Below are 18,360 nucleotides of genomic sequence, written 5' to 3' on the forward strand. Positions count from 1 at the left end.
AAAGCTTCCATGATGGTGACGTGGCAAGACAACATTCACATTTGCAACTACTTATCACGTAAGATGTTCGAGTTAAGGCGCGGTTTTAGATGCAGATCAGTACCGGCATACAAAGCCGCAGCATGGCATACACATGGGCCGATTTCCTGAGCGGTCATTGCAGTATCCGATGGTTAAAAAGCGGTTTCTTGGCGGAAAAAACGTCCTTCATGACCATCACTGTGGGCCATGATGTCACCGCCAGCACCGCGCCAGGATTCGGCGGCATAAGCCTCGTCGCATTGATTCCGGTACGAGATCCTGGCTGAAGGATGATGCCTGCTGCGCGGTGTGAACCGGTCCAGCAAACACGGCGCGTGGGGCTTATTTCCGTCCCTTTTGAATCGCTTGCGGCCCACTGGTTGATTGCCCAGCCCAATATCACAAGACTTGAGCACCGTCTGATCGGTGAGCAGATACACCTTGCCCTGTCCGGCTGAACCGCGACCTCGGTGACCGAAGGACCCGACGAGCGCTTCACTGAGGTGATGTGCGCAATCCGAGCTTCAACCACATGAGGTTTCACCTGTTCCCAGCCACCGCCTTGTCGACGGCAATACTCGGGCCACTGTGATGCCGTGATCGATCCAGCCGTCACGCCAACGGCTTCAGTCTTCCCTTGTGGGGTCGAAGGCCAGCAGGCGCAGGGCGTTCAGCGTTACCAGAACCGTGGCGCCCGTATCGGCCAGAATGGCGATCCAGAGGCCCGTGACACCAAAGACCGTCGTCACCAGAAAGACCGCCTTCAGCCCAAGGGCCAAGGTGACGTTCTGTCTGATATTGCCCATCGTTGCCCGGGACAGCCGGATAAGGGCGGGTGCATCCGTGATGCGGTCGCGCAGGATCGCGCCATCGGCCGTTTCCAGCGCCACGTCGGTCCCCGATCCCATCGCGATGCCGACATGCGCCTCCTTCAAGGCGGGGGCGTCGTTGATGCCGTCGCCGATCATCATCACACGGCCCTGACGCTTCATGACCCGGATGGCAGCCAGCTTGTCCTCGGGCATCATGCCAGCCCGGAAATCGAGGTCCAAACCTGCGGCGATGGCGGCTGCGGTGCGGGGGTTGTCACCCGTCAGCATGGTGCAGCCGACACCCATCGCGGCCAGTTGTCCGATGGCCGCCGCGGCATCGCTGCGCGGCTCGTCCCGCATGGCGATCAGGCCTAGGGGGCGGTTCGTGCGGAACACCGCGACGACCGTCTTGCCGGCGGCTTCCAGCGCGGCGATCCGATCCAAGGTCGATGCGTCGATCCCGCCGATCTCTGTGGCATGGGCGGGCGACGTGACCCAGGCAGGCGCACCGGAAACCATAGCTTGCGCACCCCGTCCGGGCAGCGCACGGGCATCGCGCGCGTCCAGAACGATCACGGCGGTCGCTTTCGCCCGGCGCAGGATCGCCAGCGCCAAGGGGTGGCTTGACCCGGCCTCGACACCGGCGGCGACGGACAGCAGTTCCGCCTCGTCCACGCCGGGTGCGGTGACCAGATCGGTCACGATAGGCGCGCCTTGGGTCAGCGTGCCGGTCTTGTCAAAGACAACATGCGTCACGCCTGCCGCCGCCTCGATCACCGCGCCGCCCTTCATCAGCAGACCGCGACGCGCCCCGGCAGACAAGGCCGACGCGATCGAGGCCGGGACCGAGATCACCAGCGCGCAGGGGCAACCGATCAGCAAAAGCGCCAACCCGCGATAGATCCAAGTGGTCCAGTCCTGCCCAAAGGCCAGCGGCGGCACCACGATCACCGACGCCGACAGTGCGACGATCGCCGGCATGTAGATGCGCGAGAAGCGGTCGATGAACCGTTCCGTGGGGGCGCGGGCCTCTTCGGCGTCCTCCACCAGGCGGATGATGCGGGCGATGGTGTTGTCGCTTGGCGCGCGGGTGACGCGCAGGCGCAGCGCGGCCTGGGTGTTGATCGAGCCCGCAAAGACCGCATCGCCGACGCCGCGCGTGCGCGGGACGCTTTCGCCTGTCACCGGGCTTTCGTCGACGCCGCTGGTCCCTTCGATGATCGCGCCATCCGCCGGAACACGGTCGCCCGGGCGGACCAGAACGACCTGTCCGATCTCCAGACTGTCGGCAGGCACGGTCCGCGCCTGACCGGCCTCCTCAAGCAGCGCGGTCTTGGGGACAAGGTCGGCCAAGGCGCGGATGCCCTGGCGCGCCTTTCCGGCCGCGACACCTTCCAGAACCTCGCCCACGGCAAACAGGAAGACGACCAGCGCCGCTTCCTCTTCGGCCCCGATCAGCAGGGCACCACCGGCGGCAATGGTCATCAGGCCTTCGATCGTGAAGGGTTGACCCATCCGCAGGGCATCGAAGGCCCGCTTGGCCACCGGCGCGACCCCGATCAGGCAAGCCGCGACAAAGCCCCAGTATCCGACCTGGGACGAGGTCAGCAGCGCGACCATCCAGGCAAGTCCAAGCAGCGTCCCGGTCAGGGCGACCAGCCGGCCCTTTGCCGTCTGGTGCCAAGCCCTTTCTGGCAGCACAGCAGCGTGCTGCACCGTGCCTGAGGTGGCCTGTTCCCCGCTTATCCGCACGGGCGAACCCGCATCCGGCAGAACGAAGGCCTTCTTGCGCGGCGCCAGTTGACCTTTCGGCGCGATCCCGAAGCCCAGCTTCCGGACAATGCCCTCGATGGCCTCGGGTGGGGTGCTGTCAGGCATCAGGTCCAGCGTCAGCCGTTCGGCCATCAGCGCCACCCGGACGTCGCTGACCCCCGGCATCCGCTCGACGGCCCGCACCACCTTGGTGGTGCAGGCGGCGCAGTCCATCCCGGTGACGGTCCATTCCCGCCGCTGTGTCGTTTCATTCGTCATGTCGCATCCTGCCCGAGATCTTTTCATCATCGAGTCGGACAGATAGGGTCTCTAGCAACTAGAGCTTCAAGAGGTTTCTCATGCTGAGCATCGGAAAGTTGAGTGCCGCCACCGGCGTCAAGGTCCCGACCATCCGCTACTACGAGGATATCGGGCTGCTGCCCGAGGCTGAACGCAGCGCGGGCAATCAACGGCTTTACGATCTGGCCGCACAGGAGCGGCTAGCCTTCATCCGCCATGCCCGCGAACTCGGCTTTCCGCTGGACAGCATCCGAGAGCTTCTCAGCCTGTCCGACCAACCCGACATGTCCTGCGCCGCCGCCGATGTCATCGCGACGCGCCAATTGGCTGCCGTCAACGACCGCATCATCCGCCTGCAGGCGCTTCAGCGGGAACTGGAACGCATGCTGGCTCAATGCGCTCATGGCACGATCTCGGACTGCATGGTCATCGAGGTTCTGAGCGACCACGCGAACTGCCTGCATGATCATCACGGGGATCGCAGGCCGCTCAGTTCGCAGTCCTGAAGATCGCACCGTGCGATGCGGTCATCATGCTGGGTGTCGATGGGGCCATGCGGATCGGCAAGACAACGGCGCCTGTCGTACGGGTTAGCTTAACCAAGATGGACCGTGTCGTCGTTCGAACGATGGGACGTGCCAGCGGCACGTGCCGACCTCACACGCGATGGTGGGTCGGTTCGCCGCCGTGATGGCTGACGCTGGCCTTTGTATCGCGACGATGAACACTCGCAGGTGCGCCCATCCCCGGCAATGAGCCTCTAGATGAGCAAGCCTGCTGCCAACCCTGCCGTCAGGCCAAGCACGACTCCGATCGTGGTGCCCCGAAAGAACAGGCAGCAGGGACAGGACGTATCAAAGTAATCGGTGACGCGGGATGTCCAGTGCCCTGGCGTATCACACCAGGACGGAAAAAAGACGCGACTGCTCCATGCCATCGCGTTGGAAAGCCAGTTGTCCTGCCAGTCGCCCGTCCCACCATCCAGGTCATCGGCTTCGGGCTCAGGCGCGTTGTCCGGCGTTTCCGGCCTGAACCGGAAGGGATTGATGGCCATGGGTTACCTCCATGCAAAACTCAGGGCGTCGCAGTATGCGCAAACCTGCTGCCCATACGAACGCAAGGCCGGGTCAGCAGTTTCAGACCTTCGCAGGTTGCCTTGTCGGTGCCCCGTTGCGCGACCCCAAGGTTACAGACCCTTTGATGCCATGCCAATTGCGTGGAGCAGGCCCCGCAGGAAGACCTGATCGATGCGAAAGGTGTTCTGGCTGATGGATGCGCAGATGATGCGCCCTCGCCCCTCGTTTCCCAACAGTCATGACAGCTTCCCGGTCGGTGATCTGCGGGTGCTTGGCGCTATCGTCCTCATCAACCGCAATGGTGCGTGCTGCTGCCGGTTTTGTCGCGTCGCGCCGATGCCTCTCTACCGCATCAGCGGCGGCAAGCAAGGTAGCAGACACCTAGCGAGCGTCGAGGCTTTGGCCGATGCATTCGTCATTCGTGCGGTGTCACGGATTGTCCGCCGAACAGCACCTGTCGTGGCAGTTGGAAGATGAAATAGGGGTTCAGCGACGGCAGTGCGCTGGCGTCGTTCAGCCGGGCAAGCTGTTCGCCGGACAGCGTCACCTGCAGGGCGGCGATGTTGGCCGTCACCTGTTCAGCGCGGCTGGCGCCCATCAGCAGCGTGGTCGCACCCCCCCGCGACAGGACCCACGCCAGCGCGGCCTGCGCCATCGGCACCTCCAGTTCGGCGGCAACCTCGCGCAGGGCGTCGACGATGGCAAAGTTGCGTTCGGTGAACAGCATGCCGCCGTAGGGGTTGTCTCCGCTCAGACGGTCGCTGCGACCCGCTTCCGCATCCATCGCGCGGTCCGGGACCGCCGCGGCCCGGTCCGCCTGGGCCAGCATGTCGCGGCCATACTTGCCGGTCAGCAACCCGCCGGCCAGCGGGCTCCAGGGCATGATGCCCAGACCGAAATGCTCGGCCATCGGTGCCAGGTCCAGTTCGACCCCACGATCGATCAGCGACCAGGCGTTCTGCAGCCCGATCGGGCCCGGCAACCCCTGCGCCGCCGCCAAGGTCGCGACCTTGGCGACATACCAGGCGGGCGTGTTGGAGAACCCGTAATACAGGATCTCGCCCCTTGCGACGGCAGCCGAAAGGGTCCTCAGCACCTCCTCGGGCGGCGTGGTGCGATCCCAGACATGCATCCAGTAAAGGTCGATCCGGTCCGTCCCAAGGCGGCGCAGCGACCCCTCGATCCCCAGCCGGATGTTGATCGCGCCGTTCCCGCCATGCAGCGGATGTCCCTGCGCCCGCGCAAAGCCGGATTTGGTGGACAGGACGATCCGGTCGCGCAGGCCGCTGTCGGTCAGGATCCGACCCAGCATCCGCTCGCTCTCTCCGCCACTGTAGACGTCGGCGGTGTCGACCACGTTTCCGCCCGCCGACACATAGGCATCGAAGATCGCCCGCGCGGCGGCCATGTCGCTGCCCCACCGGCCTGCGCCAAAGGTCATCGTGCCAAGCGTCAGCGGGCTGACGATCAGCCCCGAACGCCCAAAGGTCCGATAGTCGGTCATCTGCATGATCTGCTCCTGAATGCGGCGATGAGGTGATCCTAGGCTGGTCCGCCGGGCAGGATTAGCCGTTTCCTTTCGCATGAGCCTGTGAGCATGCTTCAGGAATGGCACGACTGAACCTCAACGATCTTGCGGCCTTTGCAACCATCGCCCGCACGCGCAGCTTTACCGCCGCCGCGGCCGAACTGGGCGTGTCGCCCTCGGCGCTCAGCCATGCGATGCGCGGACTGGAGGAGCGGCTTGGCCTCAGGCTGCTGGCGCGCACGACCCGATCGGTCGCGCCGACAGAGGCCGGCCTGGCGCTGCTTGAACGCCTGGCCCCTGCGCTGGCGCAGATCGATGCCGGGGTGGAGGCGCTGTCGGACTGGCGCGATGCCCCGGCGGGCACCGTGCGGCTGACGACGTTTCACTGGGTCGCAGCGACGCTGCTGTCGCGCCGGCTGCCGGGTTTCCTGACCCGCCATCCCGGCATCACGGTCGAGGTGAACGTCGACGACGGCCTGCGCGACATCGTGGCGATGGGTCTGGATGCGGGCATCAGGCTGGGCGAAAGCGTCGAACGCGACATGATCGCCGTGCGGATCGGACCGTCCCTGCGCACGGTCGTCGTGGCGACGCCCGCATATTGGGACGCGCATGGCCGCCCTGCCCATCCACGCGATCTGCTGCATCACCCCTGCATCGGCTATCGCAACCTAGGCAGCGGCACGCTGATGCCGTGGGAGTTCGAGAAGGATGGCCGGGTGCTGCGCCTTCAGGTTCGGGGACCGCTGATCTGCAACTCCTCTGATCTGGCGCTGGCCGCGGTGCGTGCGGGATGCGGCGTCGGCTGGACGATGGAGGAGGATGTCGTGCACGACATCGCCACCGGGCAGCTGGAACAGGTGCTGGACGACTGGTCCCAACCCTACCCGGGGGTGTTCCTCTATCACCCAAGCCGCCGCCAGGTCCCGCCGCCCCTACAGGTCTTGATCGCGTATCTGAAGCAGTAGTCGGTGTAGATGTGATCCTTGCCCCAGGATCGCTGCAGGGGAGACGGGGGCAGGATTGATCGGCCTCTGATCTGGGTCTTTGATGCGTGCCATCACTGCAGTGCAAAGTATGGTTCCAGGGCGTTAAGCGATCCCCGCTATCGCAGGGCGACATTCCGCAGAAGCTGGATCTGGGTGAACGTCTCGACCACGCGGTAGGTCACGGCAGTGTCGCGATGCAGCAGCGTCAGCGACGTCATGCCGCTTGCACCCTCGCTGGCGCTGAATACGGCATCGCGGTGAAAATCGACGGCGCGGGGCCGCATGGTGTCGACATCGGTCAGGATCATTCTTGGCATGGCTTGTCCGTCTCCGCGGAGCGTGGGCACAGGCTGGTCGATCATGAACCGAAACGTTCACCCCTTGGTTGCATTGTGCCGCGTCATGTCAGCCGATTTTTGCCGATGCCGGACAGCGGACAAGGGCCCGCATTCGGCCAGCAGCGGAATTGATCAGTAGGTCACGGTCACCACGACCGTGTCGGAATAGGCGCCGGGCGGCGGTGTCGGCTGTGCGGGCACGCGGCCATAGACCGTGGCGGGCCGAGAAACGCCGGTTCCCGCATCCGTCGTGGCCAGCCCGTCCGCCACCAGGCCCCAAGTCTGGGTCCGCGCCGCGTCACGATACAGCTGATAGCCGACGCGGTGGCCCGCAAGGTCGCGCATCTGCCTGCCGCCGATCCCCGCCGCCTGCAGGCCATAGCCCAGACCCATGCTGTAGCTGGTGCCCGCGGTGCAGGTGACGCGAACCTGGCTGGTCGCGTCGACCGACCGCTCCAGCAGGCCGTGCTGGCCGAAATCCAAGTCATCGGCGACGACCCGGCAGTTCGGGCGAACCTGGGCCTGCACGGCGAAGGTGAACCCGCTGACGCGCGTGGTGCATCCCAGAAGCGGCCTGCACGTCTCGGTCGTGGCCCGGACATCCAGCGGCTGCCGCGAGAAGGTCGAGCTGTAGGCGCCCGGCACGGCCGCGTTCTGCGCGCCCGGCACGCGGGCATAGATCGGCACGTTTATGCCCGTCGTCGTCAGCAGCGACAGGACAGAGCCGCCCGTCAGCACCACCGACTGCCCGCCATGCGCCCCTTGGCTTCCGCCAAAGACCGTCGTGTGGGACGCGTTCTGGAACAGATCATAGGCCAGACCGCTTCCGGACGGTCCCCCAGGCGGCGCAGGTTGCCGAACCGGCCCGCCGACCCCTCCCCCAGTTCGATCGTGACCTGGATCGAGTTCAGCAGCCCCAGAAATGTGGAACAGTTCACCGCGATGTTTCCCACGGCGGTGGTCGGCGTGCTGCTGAGGACGTCGACAGGCCCCAAGGCGACGTTGCTGGCCGTGAAGGTACAGCTTTGCGCCCGCGCCGGCGCGGCAAACCCACAGATCAGCATGCCGATGGCCAAAGCCGGCATGACGGCACGCCAGGAGGAAACACGGGTCATAGGCAGGGCACCTTGTGCAGATGGGTCAGGACGCCGGGTTCGTCGACATAGGCGACCTCGGCGCGGCAGCGTCGCCCGTCGGGATAGGAGACCTCGATCACGTTGCGGTCCTGCATGTCGGACAGGAAGGTCTCTCCGTCAAAGCCGACCAGGTTGTCGCCGCCATCATCATTCAGGATCACCCGGCCTCCGACCTCCAGCGGCTGGCCCTGCCCGTCGACAAGCCCGATCAGTGCCTCGCGCGTGCTGGTCTGCACGCCGAAGGTGACCGTCGCCCCCGACCGGTGGGCGGGACGGACGATCTGTTGCGTGGCATCGGCCGCGGCGTCCAGCGGCAGGCCGAGCGGGTCGATGGAAATCGCGTTTCCCTCGTAGGCGCGCAGGTCGGGGACCAGGATGCGACCCGAACGTCCCGTGCGGCCGACGGCCCGGTTCTCGGAGCTGACCTCGACGCCCGGCGCGCCGGCATCGACGACGGCAAAGGCGTCCTGGACCGGGCGCGACAGGAAGACGCCGCCGCCCGAGGCGACGATCGCGCCGTCGATCCGCAGGCCGACGGCCTGGCTGCCCGATTGGCTGCGGGCCGCGACCTCGATCTGGCCCAGCTGGTTCTCGTATCCTGCATTGCCCCGGATCGATCGTTCGGCGCCCTGATCGGCCTGCACCCGCCAGTTCCAGCGCGGGATGTCTCCTGCGCTTTGCCCGCTGGCCTGCACATAGTGGCGCCACCCGTCCCGGCGGCGTTCGGATTGCATTCCGGCATAATGCCTGGTCCCCAGGGGGATCTGCAGCTGGACCCCCGCGATCGTGTCGCGCCGCGCGCCGCGCAGCGATGTCGCGGTCACCGTCACGCTGCTGTCGCCCCAGAGGCGACGGCTGTAGGACATGCCCAGACTGATGTCGCGATCAAGGGGACCGGACGACCGGATATCGGAGAGGAACAGGCTGGCACCGCTACCGATCCGCGGGTCCAGCGGCATCGAAAAGCTCATCTGCGCGATCTGGCGCGGAAAGTCGTACCTGTCCGTACGGTCGCCCTGGGGCGTGGCCGACACCGCGGCCACGTCGTCGAACCGCCCTCGGGTCCGCATCAGGCGGCCCGACAGGGCGGCGGATCCGATCGACAGGCTGGTCGACAGGTCCAGCAGCGCGCCGCTGCCCCGGTCCGACCGGCTGCCGGCAAGGCCGACGCTGGCGGTGCCCCGATGGCCGATCCGGAACACCGCCCCTGCCCCCGCCATCTGCAGGCCGCGCCCGCCCTCGGCATGGGCCGACAGGGTCAGCGCATCCGTCAGGCCATAGCGCAGGGTGGCCACGCCGAAGATGTCGTCGCCGTACCGGTCGCTTGGTGTGCCGATGCCCAGTCTGGGCCGCCCCACCGACACCGCGAAATCCGCAAGGCCCGGTTTCAGCAGCAGGTCCGACATCAGGAACGGCAGGTCGACCAGCGTCTCGCGGCCCGTCACGTCGCGCACGACGACACGCGCCACCCCCGATCCCCCCGTCAGCGGCAGGTCGCGGATGCTGAACGGACCGGCGGGCACGTCGGCGGAATAGGCTCGGATCGAATCCGAAAAGACCTCGACCGTCGACGGCAGGGCCGCGCTGCCTTCGAATCCGGCCAGCGGGATCGTGACCAGATCTGGTTGCAGGCCAAAGTTGCGTTCGACCATCGCGCCGCCCATGCGGACCGGCCTGGCCCAGGAGGGGCCGCGTGACGCGATGTCACCGACCTGGACCTGCAGCGCGCGGCCTGGAAACGAACTGCGCCAGCTGGTATCCAGCCGCCTGTAGCTGTGCGAGCCGTCCCCGTCGGGCGCGATGACGAACCCGTGGTTCAGCACCCCCAGGGGCATGAACAGCCGCCCGTCAAAGCTTCCCGACACCAGGTGGCCGCGGGCCCCCGCATCGCCGCGCCATGTCTCGACGTTCAGCCCATAGTTCAGCACCACGCCATAGCCCTGATCGACCGGCGGTTCGGCATCGTCGTCGGACGGCGCGTCCGACACGGTGCCGGCGTCAAGTTCGTGGGGTGCTGCGATGTCGGGCGGAACGATGAAGCGGATCGTCTGGTCGGGCGCGATCAGCCGCCAGCCAAGGCCGGGGATCTGGTCAAGCCGAACCTCTCCCGACATCGCATCCCCCGCCAGGATGCCGCTGGTGCGCAGATCCTCGGCATCGGCGCTGAGCACGCCGTCGCCGACATCGGTGAACCGGGCGATCAGGTTCCTGGGCTGACCGTTCACGAACACCTCAAGGTACAGATCCTGCCCCGCCTCGGGCGGCGGAATGTCCTGGGCGACCGCCGGACCGCAGCACAGCGACAGCAGGACAGGCAGGGCCATGCACCGTCGACCAATGCGCTCAGCGCATCGCCACATCGACGTCCAGGGCCCCCAGGTTGGTCGCCGCCGACAGCCGCGCCGAACCGCCCAGCTGTCCCGCCGACGCGATCGGCCATTCCATCGACGATCCGCCCAGCACGTAACCCAGCAGGCCGGGATGGCTGACGGTGGCCCCGTTCGACGCGGTCAGCGTGACATCGGCGATGCGCAACCGACTGTCGCCGGTGTTCTGCGCCACCAGATGGGTCGCGCCGCCCGACTGGCGCAACGACCAGCGCACGTCGGCGGACCGCACCGCGGCATCGGTGAAGAACACCGGGATCCGCAGCTCGGTCGCAAAGGCCACGGCGCCCGCCTGCCGGCGCGACTGGTCGGGGATCTCGTTCAGGATCACGCGATAGGCCTCCTCGCCCTGGACCTGCGCCCGCGTGGTGCGCACGACGCGGATCGTCTGCGTCGCACCCGGCGCAAGCTGGATCGCGGGCGGGCTGACCACGACATCCCCGCTGCGCTGCAGGCTGTCCTCGGCGCCGGGCTGCATCCAGCGAAAGACGCGGGACTGGACGGTGATCGGCCGGCTGCCGTCGTTGCGAAGGGTCATGGTCGTCGCCGCGCCGGGCGCCGGAACCTCCAGCAGCACCGGAGAAACCCTCAGCCCCTGCGCGGCGGCCCCCAGGGACAGGACAAGCGACATTGTTACGGCCATAAGGCCGCCTGCAAGATATCCACGCATGGCTTGGCCTTTCAGTAGGTGACGGTCACCGTGACGGTATCGGTATAGGTTCCGGGGGCCGGCGTGGCCTGTGCCAGAACCCGACCGAAGACGGTGAAGGACTGGGCGTCGCCCGTCCCCGTCGCGGGCTGGGTATCGGCGCCGACGGCATTGTCCCAGTTCGTGACGCGCCCGGCATCCTGGAACAGCGCATAGGCGATCGTTTCTCCGCCCGCCGTCATCTGGCGGACAGTGGTCGTGGCCCCGGTCCCCAGGCCCTCGTTCAGGCCGATGTCATAGGGCGTCGTGTCGGTGCAGGTGACCTCCATCGTCGCCGTGGCATCGACATCCGCGGTAAGCACGCCCTCGGTCCCGAAATCCAGCGTCTCGGTCGACGTGATCTCGCATTCCGCGACGATCGTGATCCGGACATCAAAACTGTCGGTGGTCACGGTCTGTGCCAAGGGTGCCGTCGCCGAAAGGGCAAGGACACCCAACGCCACCGGAAAAGTTCGCTGTGTCATGATGATACGTATGCTCCAAAATCCAGGATCGACGATCTGAAAATCTGCAGACCAAGCAAAAAGCACATCTTAGGGATGTATTAATCAGTATCGGGCACACCGACTTTATGTCAAACTAAACCTTACGGTGTGCATCACTGATCTTTCGCAACCTCAGCGTTTCCCACCTGCTTCCCGGGTCCAGGTATCACAGTCGCCCACGGTGAAATTGGCCGTGACAGTCCATCCATTGAGAGAGAATGGTCATGAATACGAAACGCGACATTTCCGGTGACCTTCGCACCGGAATGACCTCGGCCGACGGCGCCGGGCGACCGGTCCTGATCCGTGTCGATGGCGCGGCATCTGATCAGGCTACCGTCAGGCTTTACGAAAACGGCCTGCTTCGTCCGACGCGGACACCGGTGTTCGACAGGGTCGTCGAACAGGCCCGGCGCATCTTTTCCTGCACGACCAGTTTGCTGACGATCATCGACGAAGACAACGACCGCCAGTTCTTCAAGGCCGAGGCCGGCCTGATGCTGGCCGCTGACGAGGCCCGCGAGACGTCTCTGGCCTATTCCTTCTGCCGGATCGTCGTCGCGAATTCGGCCCCCTTGGTCATCGCCGACGCCAGAAGCGATCCGCGGGTCCGCGGGCACGAGGCCATCGGCAAGTTCGGCGTCATCGCCTATCTGGGTGTCCCCGTCAAAGATGAGAGCGGCAAAGCTATCGCCGCCCTGTGCGTGGCCGAAACAAGGCCGCGCGCATGGACATCGGCCAACGTCGAGGTCCTGCAATCATTCGCGGAAGGCGTCTCGACGCAGATCAAGAGCATGGTCCTGTCGGAACGCATGCGCATCGATGCAGGGCGGCCACAGGGTGACGGCGACGCCACCGCAACCAAATACGCCAGTGCATCGCTGACCTATTATCACGGCCCCGACGGCACCGAAAAAATCGATGCCGCAACGGCGGAGACGCAACAGATCTGGGGTATATCAGCGGCCGAATACATGGAGGCATTCGGTGATGTCTTCGGGTTCTGCCTGGTCGAGGACTATCCCCTGGCACGGGCGTCGTTCGGAAACTCTGCCGGCGGCATGATCCCGTGGCACCACCGTTGGCGCATCCGGCTGCCCCATGACCAGGTAAAGTGGCTTGAGGGCCACGGGCTTCCCGTATCAAGTCCAGGCGGCGCAATCATCTGGAAATGCGCAATCAGTGACGTGACACCCGGATATTCGTAGTCCGTGTAGAACAGCGCAGCACGACCCCGGAAACGTTGGCGGGAACGGTCCGTTCGATCAGTGGACTCAGGATACGCGGCGGGCGACTTGCCGCACGCTCCGCATTCATCGGATTTGAGATTGCCATGCAGTCAGGCAACTGATTTCACGGTTTCAGAATGCCGGTTAGAACACGCCGGACTTCAGTCGATCACCGCGACACCCCACCATCGCAAGGTGTGGTGCAGATGCCGTTCAATTTCGGCAACGGCAGCCTGGGGCGATGCGCTGTCGATGGCATCAATGATCGCCAGGTGCTCCTCCATCGCCGTGACGACCCGGTCGGGCAGGAAAGAGCGGACGTTCTGAATGATCGCGATGCGGTGCCGGTTCGCTTCGTAAGCCTGGCGCAGGAACACGTTGTCCAAACCTGTCGCCATGAAATCGTGCAGCGACAGGTCGGTCGCCAATGCGCGGCGCGACAGGTCGCTGCCGGGCCGTGATCTGGCCTCGGCCAACAGCGCGCAATGGGCGTCGCGCAGATGGGTCAGGTCGGGGCGACCGCCTGCCATCAGGCGCCGGACGCCCTCCGCCTCGAGCACGGCGCGCATGTCCATGCAGGCGCGGGTGGTGGCAGGCCCCGTCTCCATGATCACCACGCCCCGCTTTGGCAGGATCGCCAGCAGGGACTGGTCCTCGGCGCGTTTGACCGCCTCGCGGGTGGCGGCAAGGGGAAACCCCAGGATGTCCGCCAGCCCCGGCATGGCATGGAATTCGCTGCCGCGCAGCCGTCCCCGGCCCAACGCATCCAGCAAGGCCGCATAAGCCTGATCCGACTGAAGGTCGACCGATCGCTTCATCTGGTAATCCCGTGACCCGCGCGATTTTTCAAGGAAGCGTAAATACAGAATCCACAATTCGTAGATAACGCCCTCATTCGACTATCGTCTAACATGTTACCAAGAACAACAGAAAAGATGCCAGTAAGCGGCACGAGAACCGGCAATGCATGCCGTCCGATACAAGGGAGACCAGAATGTCGCAGATTCATACCGACGACGACGTGGACAGGGGCCCCGCGCCCCGGTTCCGCATGCCGGACATCTACGTGATCCTGTTCATCTTCACCGCGATCGCGGCATTGCTGACCCATGTGATCCCGGCGGGGGTCTATGACCGCGTGACATTGGCCAACGGGCGGGCCGCAATCGACCCCGAGACGTTCCGCCATGTCACGCCCAGCCCGGTCGGGTTCGAGACGTTCATGATGGCCATTCCCCGCGGCCTGATGGACGCATCGCAGGTGGTGTTCTTCACGCTGATCATCGGCGGCATGTTCATGGTGATCCGCCATACCGGCATCATCGACGTGGCGGTCGACAAGCTGACGCGCCGCTTTGCCGGGCGCAGCGTCCTGATGATCCCGGTGCTGATGGTGACGTTCGCGGTGATCGCCACGCTGATCGGCACGCAGGAGTTGGCGCTGGTCTATGTGCCCGTGATCCTGCCCCTGATGATCGCGCTTCGGTTTGATTCCGTGGTGGCGGTCGCGACCGCATTGCTGGCCACGACGGCGGGGTTCACGGCGGGCGTGCTGAACCCGATCAACACAGGATTGGGCCAGACCATCGCGCAGTTGCCGCTGTATTCCGGGGTGGGCCTGCGGACCGCGCTGTTGATCTGCCTCGTGGGGGCGGCGGTCCTGTACCTGATGCGCTATGCGCTGATGGTGCAGGCCGATCCCGGCCGCAGCCTGATGGCCGGGGACGCTGCAGAACACAGGAAACGGCGCGTCTATGTCCACGACGCCGACCAGGCTGCGATGACGTTCTCGGCGCGTCAGAAATGGGGCGGGATCGCGGTGCTGGGGTTCCTGGCCGTCCTGGTCTGGGGCGTGCTGACCCGCGGCTGGTTCATGACAGAGATGGCCGGCCTGTTCATCATCATGGGCATCACCGTCGGCCTGATCGCAGGCCTTGGCGCCGGGCGCATCTGCGATGCCTTCAACGAGGGCTTCCGCGACGTGCTGGTGGGCGCGATGATCGTGGGCCTGGCCCGCGCCGTCGCCGTCATGCTGGAGGAGGGACAGGTGATGGACACCCTGGTGCACGGGCTGGGCGGGATGGTCGGCGGGCTGCCGTCCACGTTTTCCGCTTTGGGAATGTTCGGGGCGCAGTTGGGCTTCAACTTCGTCGTGCCGTCCGGCAGCGGTCAGGCGCTGGTGACGATGCCGATCATGGCGCCGTTGTCGGACCTGATCGGGGTGACCCGCCAAAGCGCGGTTCTGGCCTATCAGCTGGGCGACGGTCTCTCGAACATCCTGTATCCGACGTCGGGCTACTTCATGGCGACGCTGGCGCTGGCCGGGGTCGGATGGGATCGTTGGGTGAGGTTCTTTCTGCCACTGTTCGTCATCTGGATCGTCATCGCCTCGGGCTTTCTGATCTATGCGCAGATGGTAGGCTGGAACGGCTGACGATCCGGCCAAGGCGCGGCCCGCTTGCCCATGCAAGGCGTCGCGTCTTTCCAGCTACGGGACAGCGGCCCCGCAGCCCCAGTCTGCCAGAAGCCAGTCCGCCTTCAGTCGTCTGTCCAGCAGCGCTGCCGCGCGAATGGAGTCGTTGACGCCGTTTTTCGTTCGCAGGCTGCAAGCCGCGCGCCTTCAGATCGGACGGGGTGATCATGATCGTCTTCGTATCCGTGTCCTCGCCGGCCGTGATCCAGACAAAGGCTTGACTGTCTCTCCAGCGCTTCCGACGATGCAAGGGCGCTTGTCCGGCCCGTATTCCCTCGCTGCATTGCAACACTTCAAGTCATTGTTATTTATCAAGATAATGACCTTTATCGCAAGCGGATCGACAGCGCGTGGCCGGAAATGGATGTGTGGAAAGAAAGCGCGCTATCCGCACTTCCGTCAGCCAGAGCAAGTCGATCATCGATCAAGTCTCCTTGCGGAGCCTGACGGCTTACTGCGGTTTCAGACGGCAGAGCTCTGCCGGTCGGCAAATGCGCGGGCCTCCTGCGGGGCCAGACCAAGGCCGTTGGTGCGGACGAGTGCGGCCCAATCCCGGTCCGGCCATGCATGTGCAGCCAGGTCCAGAAGGTCGCGCCCATCCCGCAGCGCGTTTGCGCAAAGCTGGCCGACGTCCCGAGCTACCGCAGCCCTGTCCAGACCCAGTTCCGCCACGACCGCAAATGTCAGCGCCTCGGCGTGGATCGTCCCGGAACCGCCATTCAGATCGCGATCCATGGCTTGGGCGTCGGGGGTCAGCCGGTCCAGGACGTCCTGCGTCAGGCGCAGCATCGCCCCAAGGCTGACGCAGATCTGCGGCAGGGTCAGCCATTCGGTGAACCACGCCGCCCCGTCGCGGTTCTGGCGATGCACGCCAGCCGCGCCAAAGACCGCCGCCAGGCCGATCACCTGCCGCCCCAAGGCCACCAGTGCCGACGGGCCGACCGGGTTCTGCTTTTGCGGCATGGTCGACGACGCCCCGCCCCCCTCGATCCGGACCAAGGCCAGCCCGGATTGGGTCATCAGCAGCAGATCCTCGCCCAGCTTGGCAAGAGCGACGGCCACCGCCGCGGCCCAGTCCGCCAATCGGCCCAAGCCCGAACGGTCGGAATGCCAGCCATGGCCGGGGTCCGACAGGTCCAGCGCCCGGGCCAACCCCGCCCGGACCGCGGCACCCTCCGGCCCCATGGCAGACAGCGTGCCCGCAGCCCCCGACAGCGAGACGCGCAGAACCGCGCCGCGCACCCGTGACAGGTCCTGCGCGTGGTCCAGCAGCGGCCATCCCCAGCTTGCCGCAGTCGCACCAAAGCTTGTGGGCGTCGCCGCCTGCCCATAGGTCCGCGCGGCCATCGGCAGGGTCGCATATGTGTCGGCAAGCGCACCCAGCTGCGCCAGGATGGCGTTCAGTCGGCTGCCCCACAGGTCCAGCATCTGGCGCAGGCGCAGCGCCAGCGCGCTGTCCATGATGTCCTGGCTGGTGGCGCCCCAGTGCAGGTGCCTGGCCTCGGGCTCGTCGCCCATCTGTCGGCGCATCTCCTGGACCAGCGCCGGGACGGGAACGCCGTTCCGTGCGGTGGCTTGGGCCAGCGAGGCCGGATCGATGCGCAGGCGACGGCTGGCGGCCGAGATGGCCGGACCGGCAGAGGGCGGGATGACCCCAAGGCCGGACTGGACCTGGGCCAGCGCGACCTCGACCCGGACCATCGCGTCCAGCTCGGCCTGGGCCGAGAACAGGGCCTCTGTTTCCGGGTCGCCGAACAGGGCGGCATAGATGGGGTTGTGTGCCGGGCCGGTCATGGAACGACGACAGCCTGCGTCGCGGCCCTCATTTCGTCTTCGGTGACGCCGTCTGCCAGCTGAACGATGCGCAGGCCGCCGGGGACGACGTCCAGGACGCCCAGGTTGGTGATGATCCGGTCCACGACCGCCTTGCCGGTCAGCGGCAGGGTGCAGGATTTCAGCACCTTGCTGTCGCCCGCCTTGTTGGTGTGGTCCATCACCACGATCACGCGGCCCACGCCCGCGACCAGGTCCATCGCGCCCCCCATCCCCTTGACCAGCTTGCCGGGGATCATCCAGTTCGCCAGATCGCCTTCCTCGCTGACCTCCATCGCGCCCAGGATCGCCGCCGCGATCTTGCCGCCGCGGATCATGCCAAAGCTGGTGGCGCTGTCGAAATAGCTGGTGCGCGACAGTTCGGTGATGGTCTGCTTGCCGGCGTTGATCAGGTCGGGATCCTCATCGCCCTCAAAGGGGAACGGGCCCATGCCCAGCATGCCGTTTTCCGACTGCAGCGTGATGTCCTTGTCGCCGACATAGTTCGCGACCAGCGTCGGGATGCCGATCCCGAGGTTCACGTACCAGCCGTCCTCCAGCTCCTCGGCCGCGCGGGCGGCCATCTGGTTGCGATCCCAGCCCTTGGTCATCACGCGGTCTCCTTCTTGCGGGTGGTGCGCTGTTCGATGCGCTTTTCGTGCGATCCCTGGATGATCCGGTGGACATAGATGCCCGGCAGGTGGATCAGGTCGGGGTCCAGGCTGCCGCGCGGGACGATCTCCTCGACCTCGGCGACGCAGACCTTGCCGCACATGGCCGCGGGCGGGTTGAAGTTGCGCGCCGTCTTGCGGAAGACCAGGTTGCCGGTGTCATCGGCCTTCCAGGCCTTGACGATGGACAGGTCGGCCACGATCCCGCGCTCCAGGATGTAATCCTGGCCGTCGAAGGTCTTGACCTCCTTGCCCTCGGCGATGACGGTCCCGACGCCGGTCTTGGTGTAGAACCCCGGGATGCCGCTGCCGCCGGCGCGCATGCGTTCGGCCAGGGTGCCCTGCGGGTTGAACTCCAGCTCCAGCTCTCCGGACAGGTACTGGCGCATGAATTCGGCGTTCTCGCGACATAGCTGCTGATCATCTTCCTGATCTGGCGCGTGTCCAGCAGCTTGCCCAGGCCGAACCCGTCGACGCCGCAATTGTTGCTGGCGATGGTCAGGTCCTTGACCTTGGCCTCGACCAGCGCGTCGATCAGCAGCTCGGGGATGCCGCACAGGCCGAACCCCCCCGCTGCAATGAACATCCCGTCATGCAAAAGCCCGTCAAGAGCCTCGCCAGCAGTGGCATAGACCTTTTTCA

General features: G+C 65.7%; 17 protein-coding genes and 1 pseudogene. 5 read left to right on the plus strand and 13 right to left on the minus strand.

The genetic code is table 11. The features are described from left to right. Nucleotides 1-89 precede the first annotated feature (89 nt). Nucleotides 90-308: a hypothetical protein gene (locus TY51_RS21900; protein WP_156117984.1), complete on the plus strand. Its 219-nt coding sequence runs from the start codon at nucleotides 90-92 to the stop codon at nucleotides 306-308. A 339-nt stretch (nucleotides 309-647) separates the two neighbouring features. Here TY51_RS21900 and TY51_RS10945 read toward each other — a convergent pair whose 3' ends face one another. Then, nucleotides 648-2,864, minus strand: a complete 2,217-nt coding sequence (locus tag TY51_RS10945; protein WP_042249536.1) for a heavy metal translocating P-type ATPase — start codon at nucleotides 2,862-2,864, stop codon at nucleotides 648-650. 80 nt (nucleotides 2,865-2,944) lie between these two features. Between TY51_RS10945 and TY51_RS10950 the strand changes: the two genes are divergently transcribed. Next, complete coding sequence (locus TY51_RS10950; RefSeq protein ID WP_042249539.1) at nucleotides 2,945-3,391, plus strand: helix-turn-helix domain-containing protein; 447 nt, start codon at nucleotides 2,945-2,947, stop codon at nucleotides 3,389-3,391. Between the two features lie 254 nt (nucleotides 3,392-3,645). Here the strand turns inward: TY51_RS10950 and TY51_RS10955 are convergent, their stop codons facing one another. Both TY51_RS10955 and TY51_RS10960 read right to left on the minus strand, forming a co-directional pair. Further along, nucleotides 3,646-3,939, minus strand: coding sequence for a hypothetical protein (locus TY51_RS10955; RefSeq protein WP_042249542.1), 294 nt, complete (start codon nucleotides 3,937-3,939; stop codon nucleotides 3,646-3,648). Between the two features lie 437 nt (nucleotides 3,940-4,376). Then, the gene (locus tag TY51_RS10960; RefSeq protein ID WP_042249545.1) at nucleotides 4,377-5,471 is read right to left on the minus strand and encodes an aldo/keto reductase; all 1,095 of its coding nucleotides are present in this window, start codon (nucleotides 5,469-5,471) and stop codon (nucleotides 4,377-4,379) included. A gap of 98 nt (nucleotides 5,472-5,569) precedes the next feature. Between TY51_RS10960 and TY51_RS10965 the strand changes: the two genes are divergently transcribed. Next, on the plus strand, nucleotides 5,570-6,457 hold the full coding sequence (locus TY51_RS10965) for a LysR family transcriptional regulator (protein ID WP_042249547.1): 888 nt from the start codon (nucleotides 5,570-5,572) through the stop codon (nucleotides 6,455-6,457). A 137-nt stretch (nucleotides 6,458-6,594) separates the two neighbouring features. Here TY51_RS10965 and TY51_RS10970 read toward each other — a convergent pair whose 3' ends face one another. The 6 genes from TY51_RS10970 to TY51_RS10995 form a co-directional block, all read right to left on the minus strand. After that, a complete protein-coding gene (locus TY51_RS10970) occupies nucleotides 6,595-6,795 on the minus strand; it encodes a hypothetical protein (RefSeq protein WP_197054734.1) in 201 nt (66 codons plus the stop codon). 153 nt (nucleotides 6,796-6,948) lie between these two features. Beyond that, a complete protein-coding gene (locus tag TY51_RS24015) occupies nucleotides 6,949-7,635 on the minus strand; it encodes a spore coat protein U domain-containing protein (RefSeq protein ID WP_307536274.1) in 687 nt (228 codons plus the stop codon). Continuing rightward, nucleotides 7,548-7,931: a spore coat protein U domain-containing protein gene (locus TY51_RS10980; protein WP_042249551.1), complete on the minus strand. Its 384-nt coding sequence runs from the start codon at nucleotides 7,929-7,931 to the stop codon at nucleotides 7,548-7,550. Before TY51_RS10980 ends, TY51_RS24015 begins: the two co-directional genes overlap by 88 nt. Further along, nucleotides 7,928-10,276: a fimbria/pilus outer membrane usher protein gene (locus TY51_RS10985; RefSeq protein ID WP_042249554.1), complete on the minus strand. Its 2,349-nt coding sequence runs from the start codon at nucleotides 10,274-10,276 to the stop codon at nucleotides 7,928-7,930. Before TY51_RS10985 ends, TY51_RS10980 begins: the two co-directional genes overlap by 4 nt. A gap of 19 nt (nucleotides 10,277-10,295) precedes the next feature. After that, nucleotides 10,296-11,009: a molecular chaperone gene (locus TY51_RS10990; protein ID WP_042249557.1), complete on the minus strand. Its 714-nt coding sequence runs from the start codon at nucleotides 11,007-11,009 to the stop codon at nucleotides 10,296-10,298. Nucleotides 11,010-11,020: 11 nt separating this feature from the next. Continuing rightward, nucleotides 11,021-11,452, minus strand: a complete 432-nt coding sequence (locus tag TY51_RS10995; protein WP_197054735.1) for a spore coat U domain-containing protein — start codon at nucleotides 11,450-11,452, stop codon at nucleotides 11,021-11,023. 305 nt (nucleotides 11,453-11,757) lie between these two features. Between TY51_RS10995 and TY51_RS20305 the strand changes: the two genes are divergently transcribed. After that, on the plus strand, nucleotides 11,758-12,741 hold the full coding sequence (locus tag TY51_RS20305) for a GAF domain-containing protein (protein ID WP_197054736.1): 984 nt from the start codon (nucleotides 11,758-11,760) through the stop codon (nucleotides 12,739-12,741). A 182-nt stretch (nucleotides 12,742-12,923) separates the two neighbouring features. Here the strand turns inward: TY51_RS20305 and TY51_RS11005 are convergent, their stop codons facing one another. Further along, a complete protein-coding gene (locus TY51_RS11005; RefSeq protein WP_042249562.1) occupies nucleotides 12,924-13,580 on the minus strand; it encodes a GntR family transcriptional regulator in 657 nt (218 codons plus the stop codon). A 176-nt stretch (nucleotides 13,581-13,756) separates the two neighbouring features. Between TY51_RS11005 and TY51_RS11010 the strand changes: the two genes are divergently transcribed. Next, complete coding sequence (locus TY51_RS11010) at nucleotides 13,757-15,196, plus strand: YfcC family protein (protein ID WP_042249563.1); 1,440 nt, start codon at nucleotides 13,757-13,759, stop codon at nucleotides 15,194-15,196. Nucleotides 15,197-15,697: 501 nt separating this feature from the next. Here TY51_RS11010 and TY51_RS11015 read toward each other — a convergent pair. The 3 genes and pseudogenes from TY51_RS11015 to TY51_RS11025 all read right to left on the minus strand — a co-directional run bounded on the left by TY51_RS11015 (nucleotide 15,698) and on the right by TY51_RS11025 (nucleotide 18,304). Beyond that, nucleotides 15,698-17,029, minus strand: a complete 1,332-nt coding sequence (locus TY51_RS11015; RefSeq protein WP_042249564.1) for a lyase family protein — start codon at nucleotides 17,027-17,029, stop codon at nucleotides 15,698-15,700. Further along, nucleotides 17,026-17,658 carry a 3-oxoacid CoA-transferase subunit B gene (locus TY51_RS11020; RefSeq protein ID WP_042249566.1) on the minus strand — a complete coding sequence of 211 codons (633 nt, stop codon included), beginning with the start codon at nucleotides 17,656-17,658 and terminating at the stop codon, nucleotides 17,026-17,028. The genes TY51_RS11015 and TY51_RS11020 overlap by 4 nt, the downstream gene beginning before the upstream one ends. Then, nucleotides 17,658-18,304, minus strand: a pseudogene (locus tag TY51_RS11025) (CoA transferase subunit A). The gene TY51_RS11020 and the pseudogene TY51_RS11025 overlap by 1 nt, the downstream one beginning before the upstream one ends. Nucleotides 18,305-18,360 lie beyond the last annotated feature (56 nt).

It is taken from the genome of Paracoccus sp. PAMC 22219, assembly GCF_000787695.1.
Lineage (GTDB): Bacteria > Pseudomonadota > Alphaproteobacteria > Rhodobacterales > Rhodobacteraceae > Paracoccus.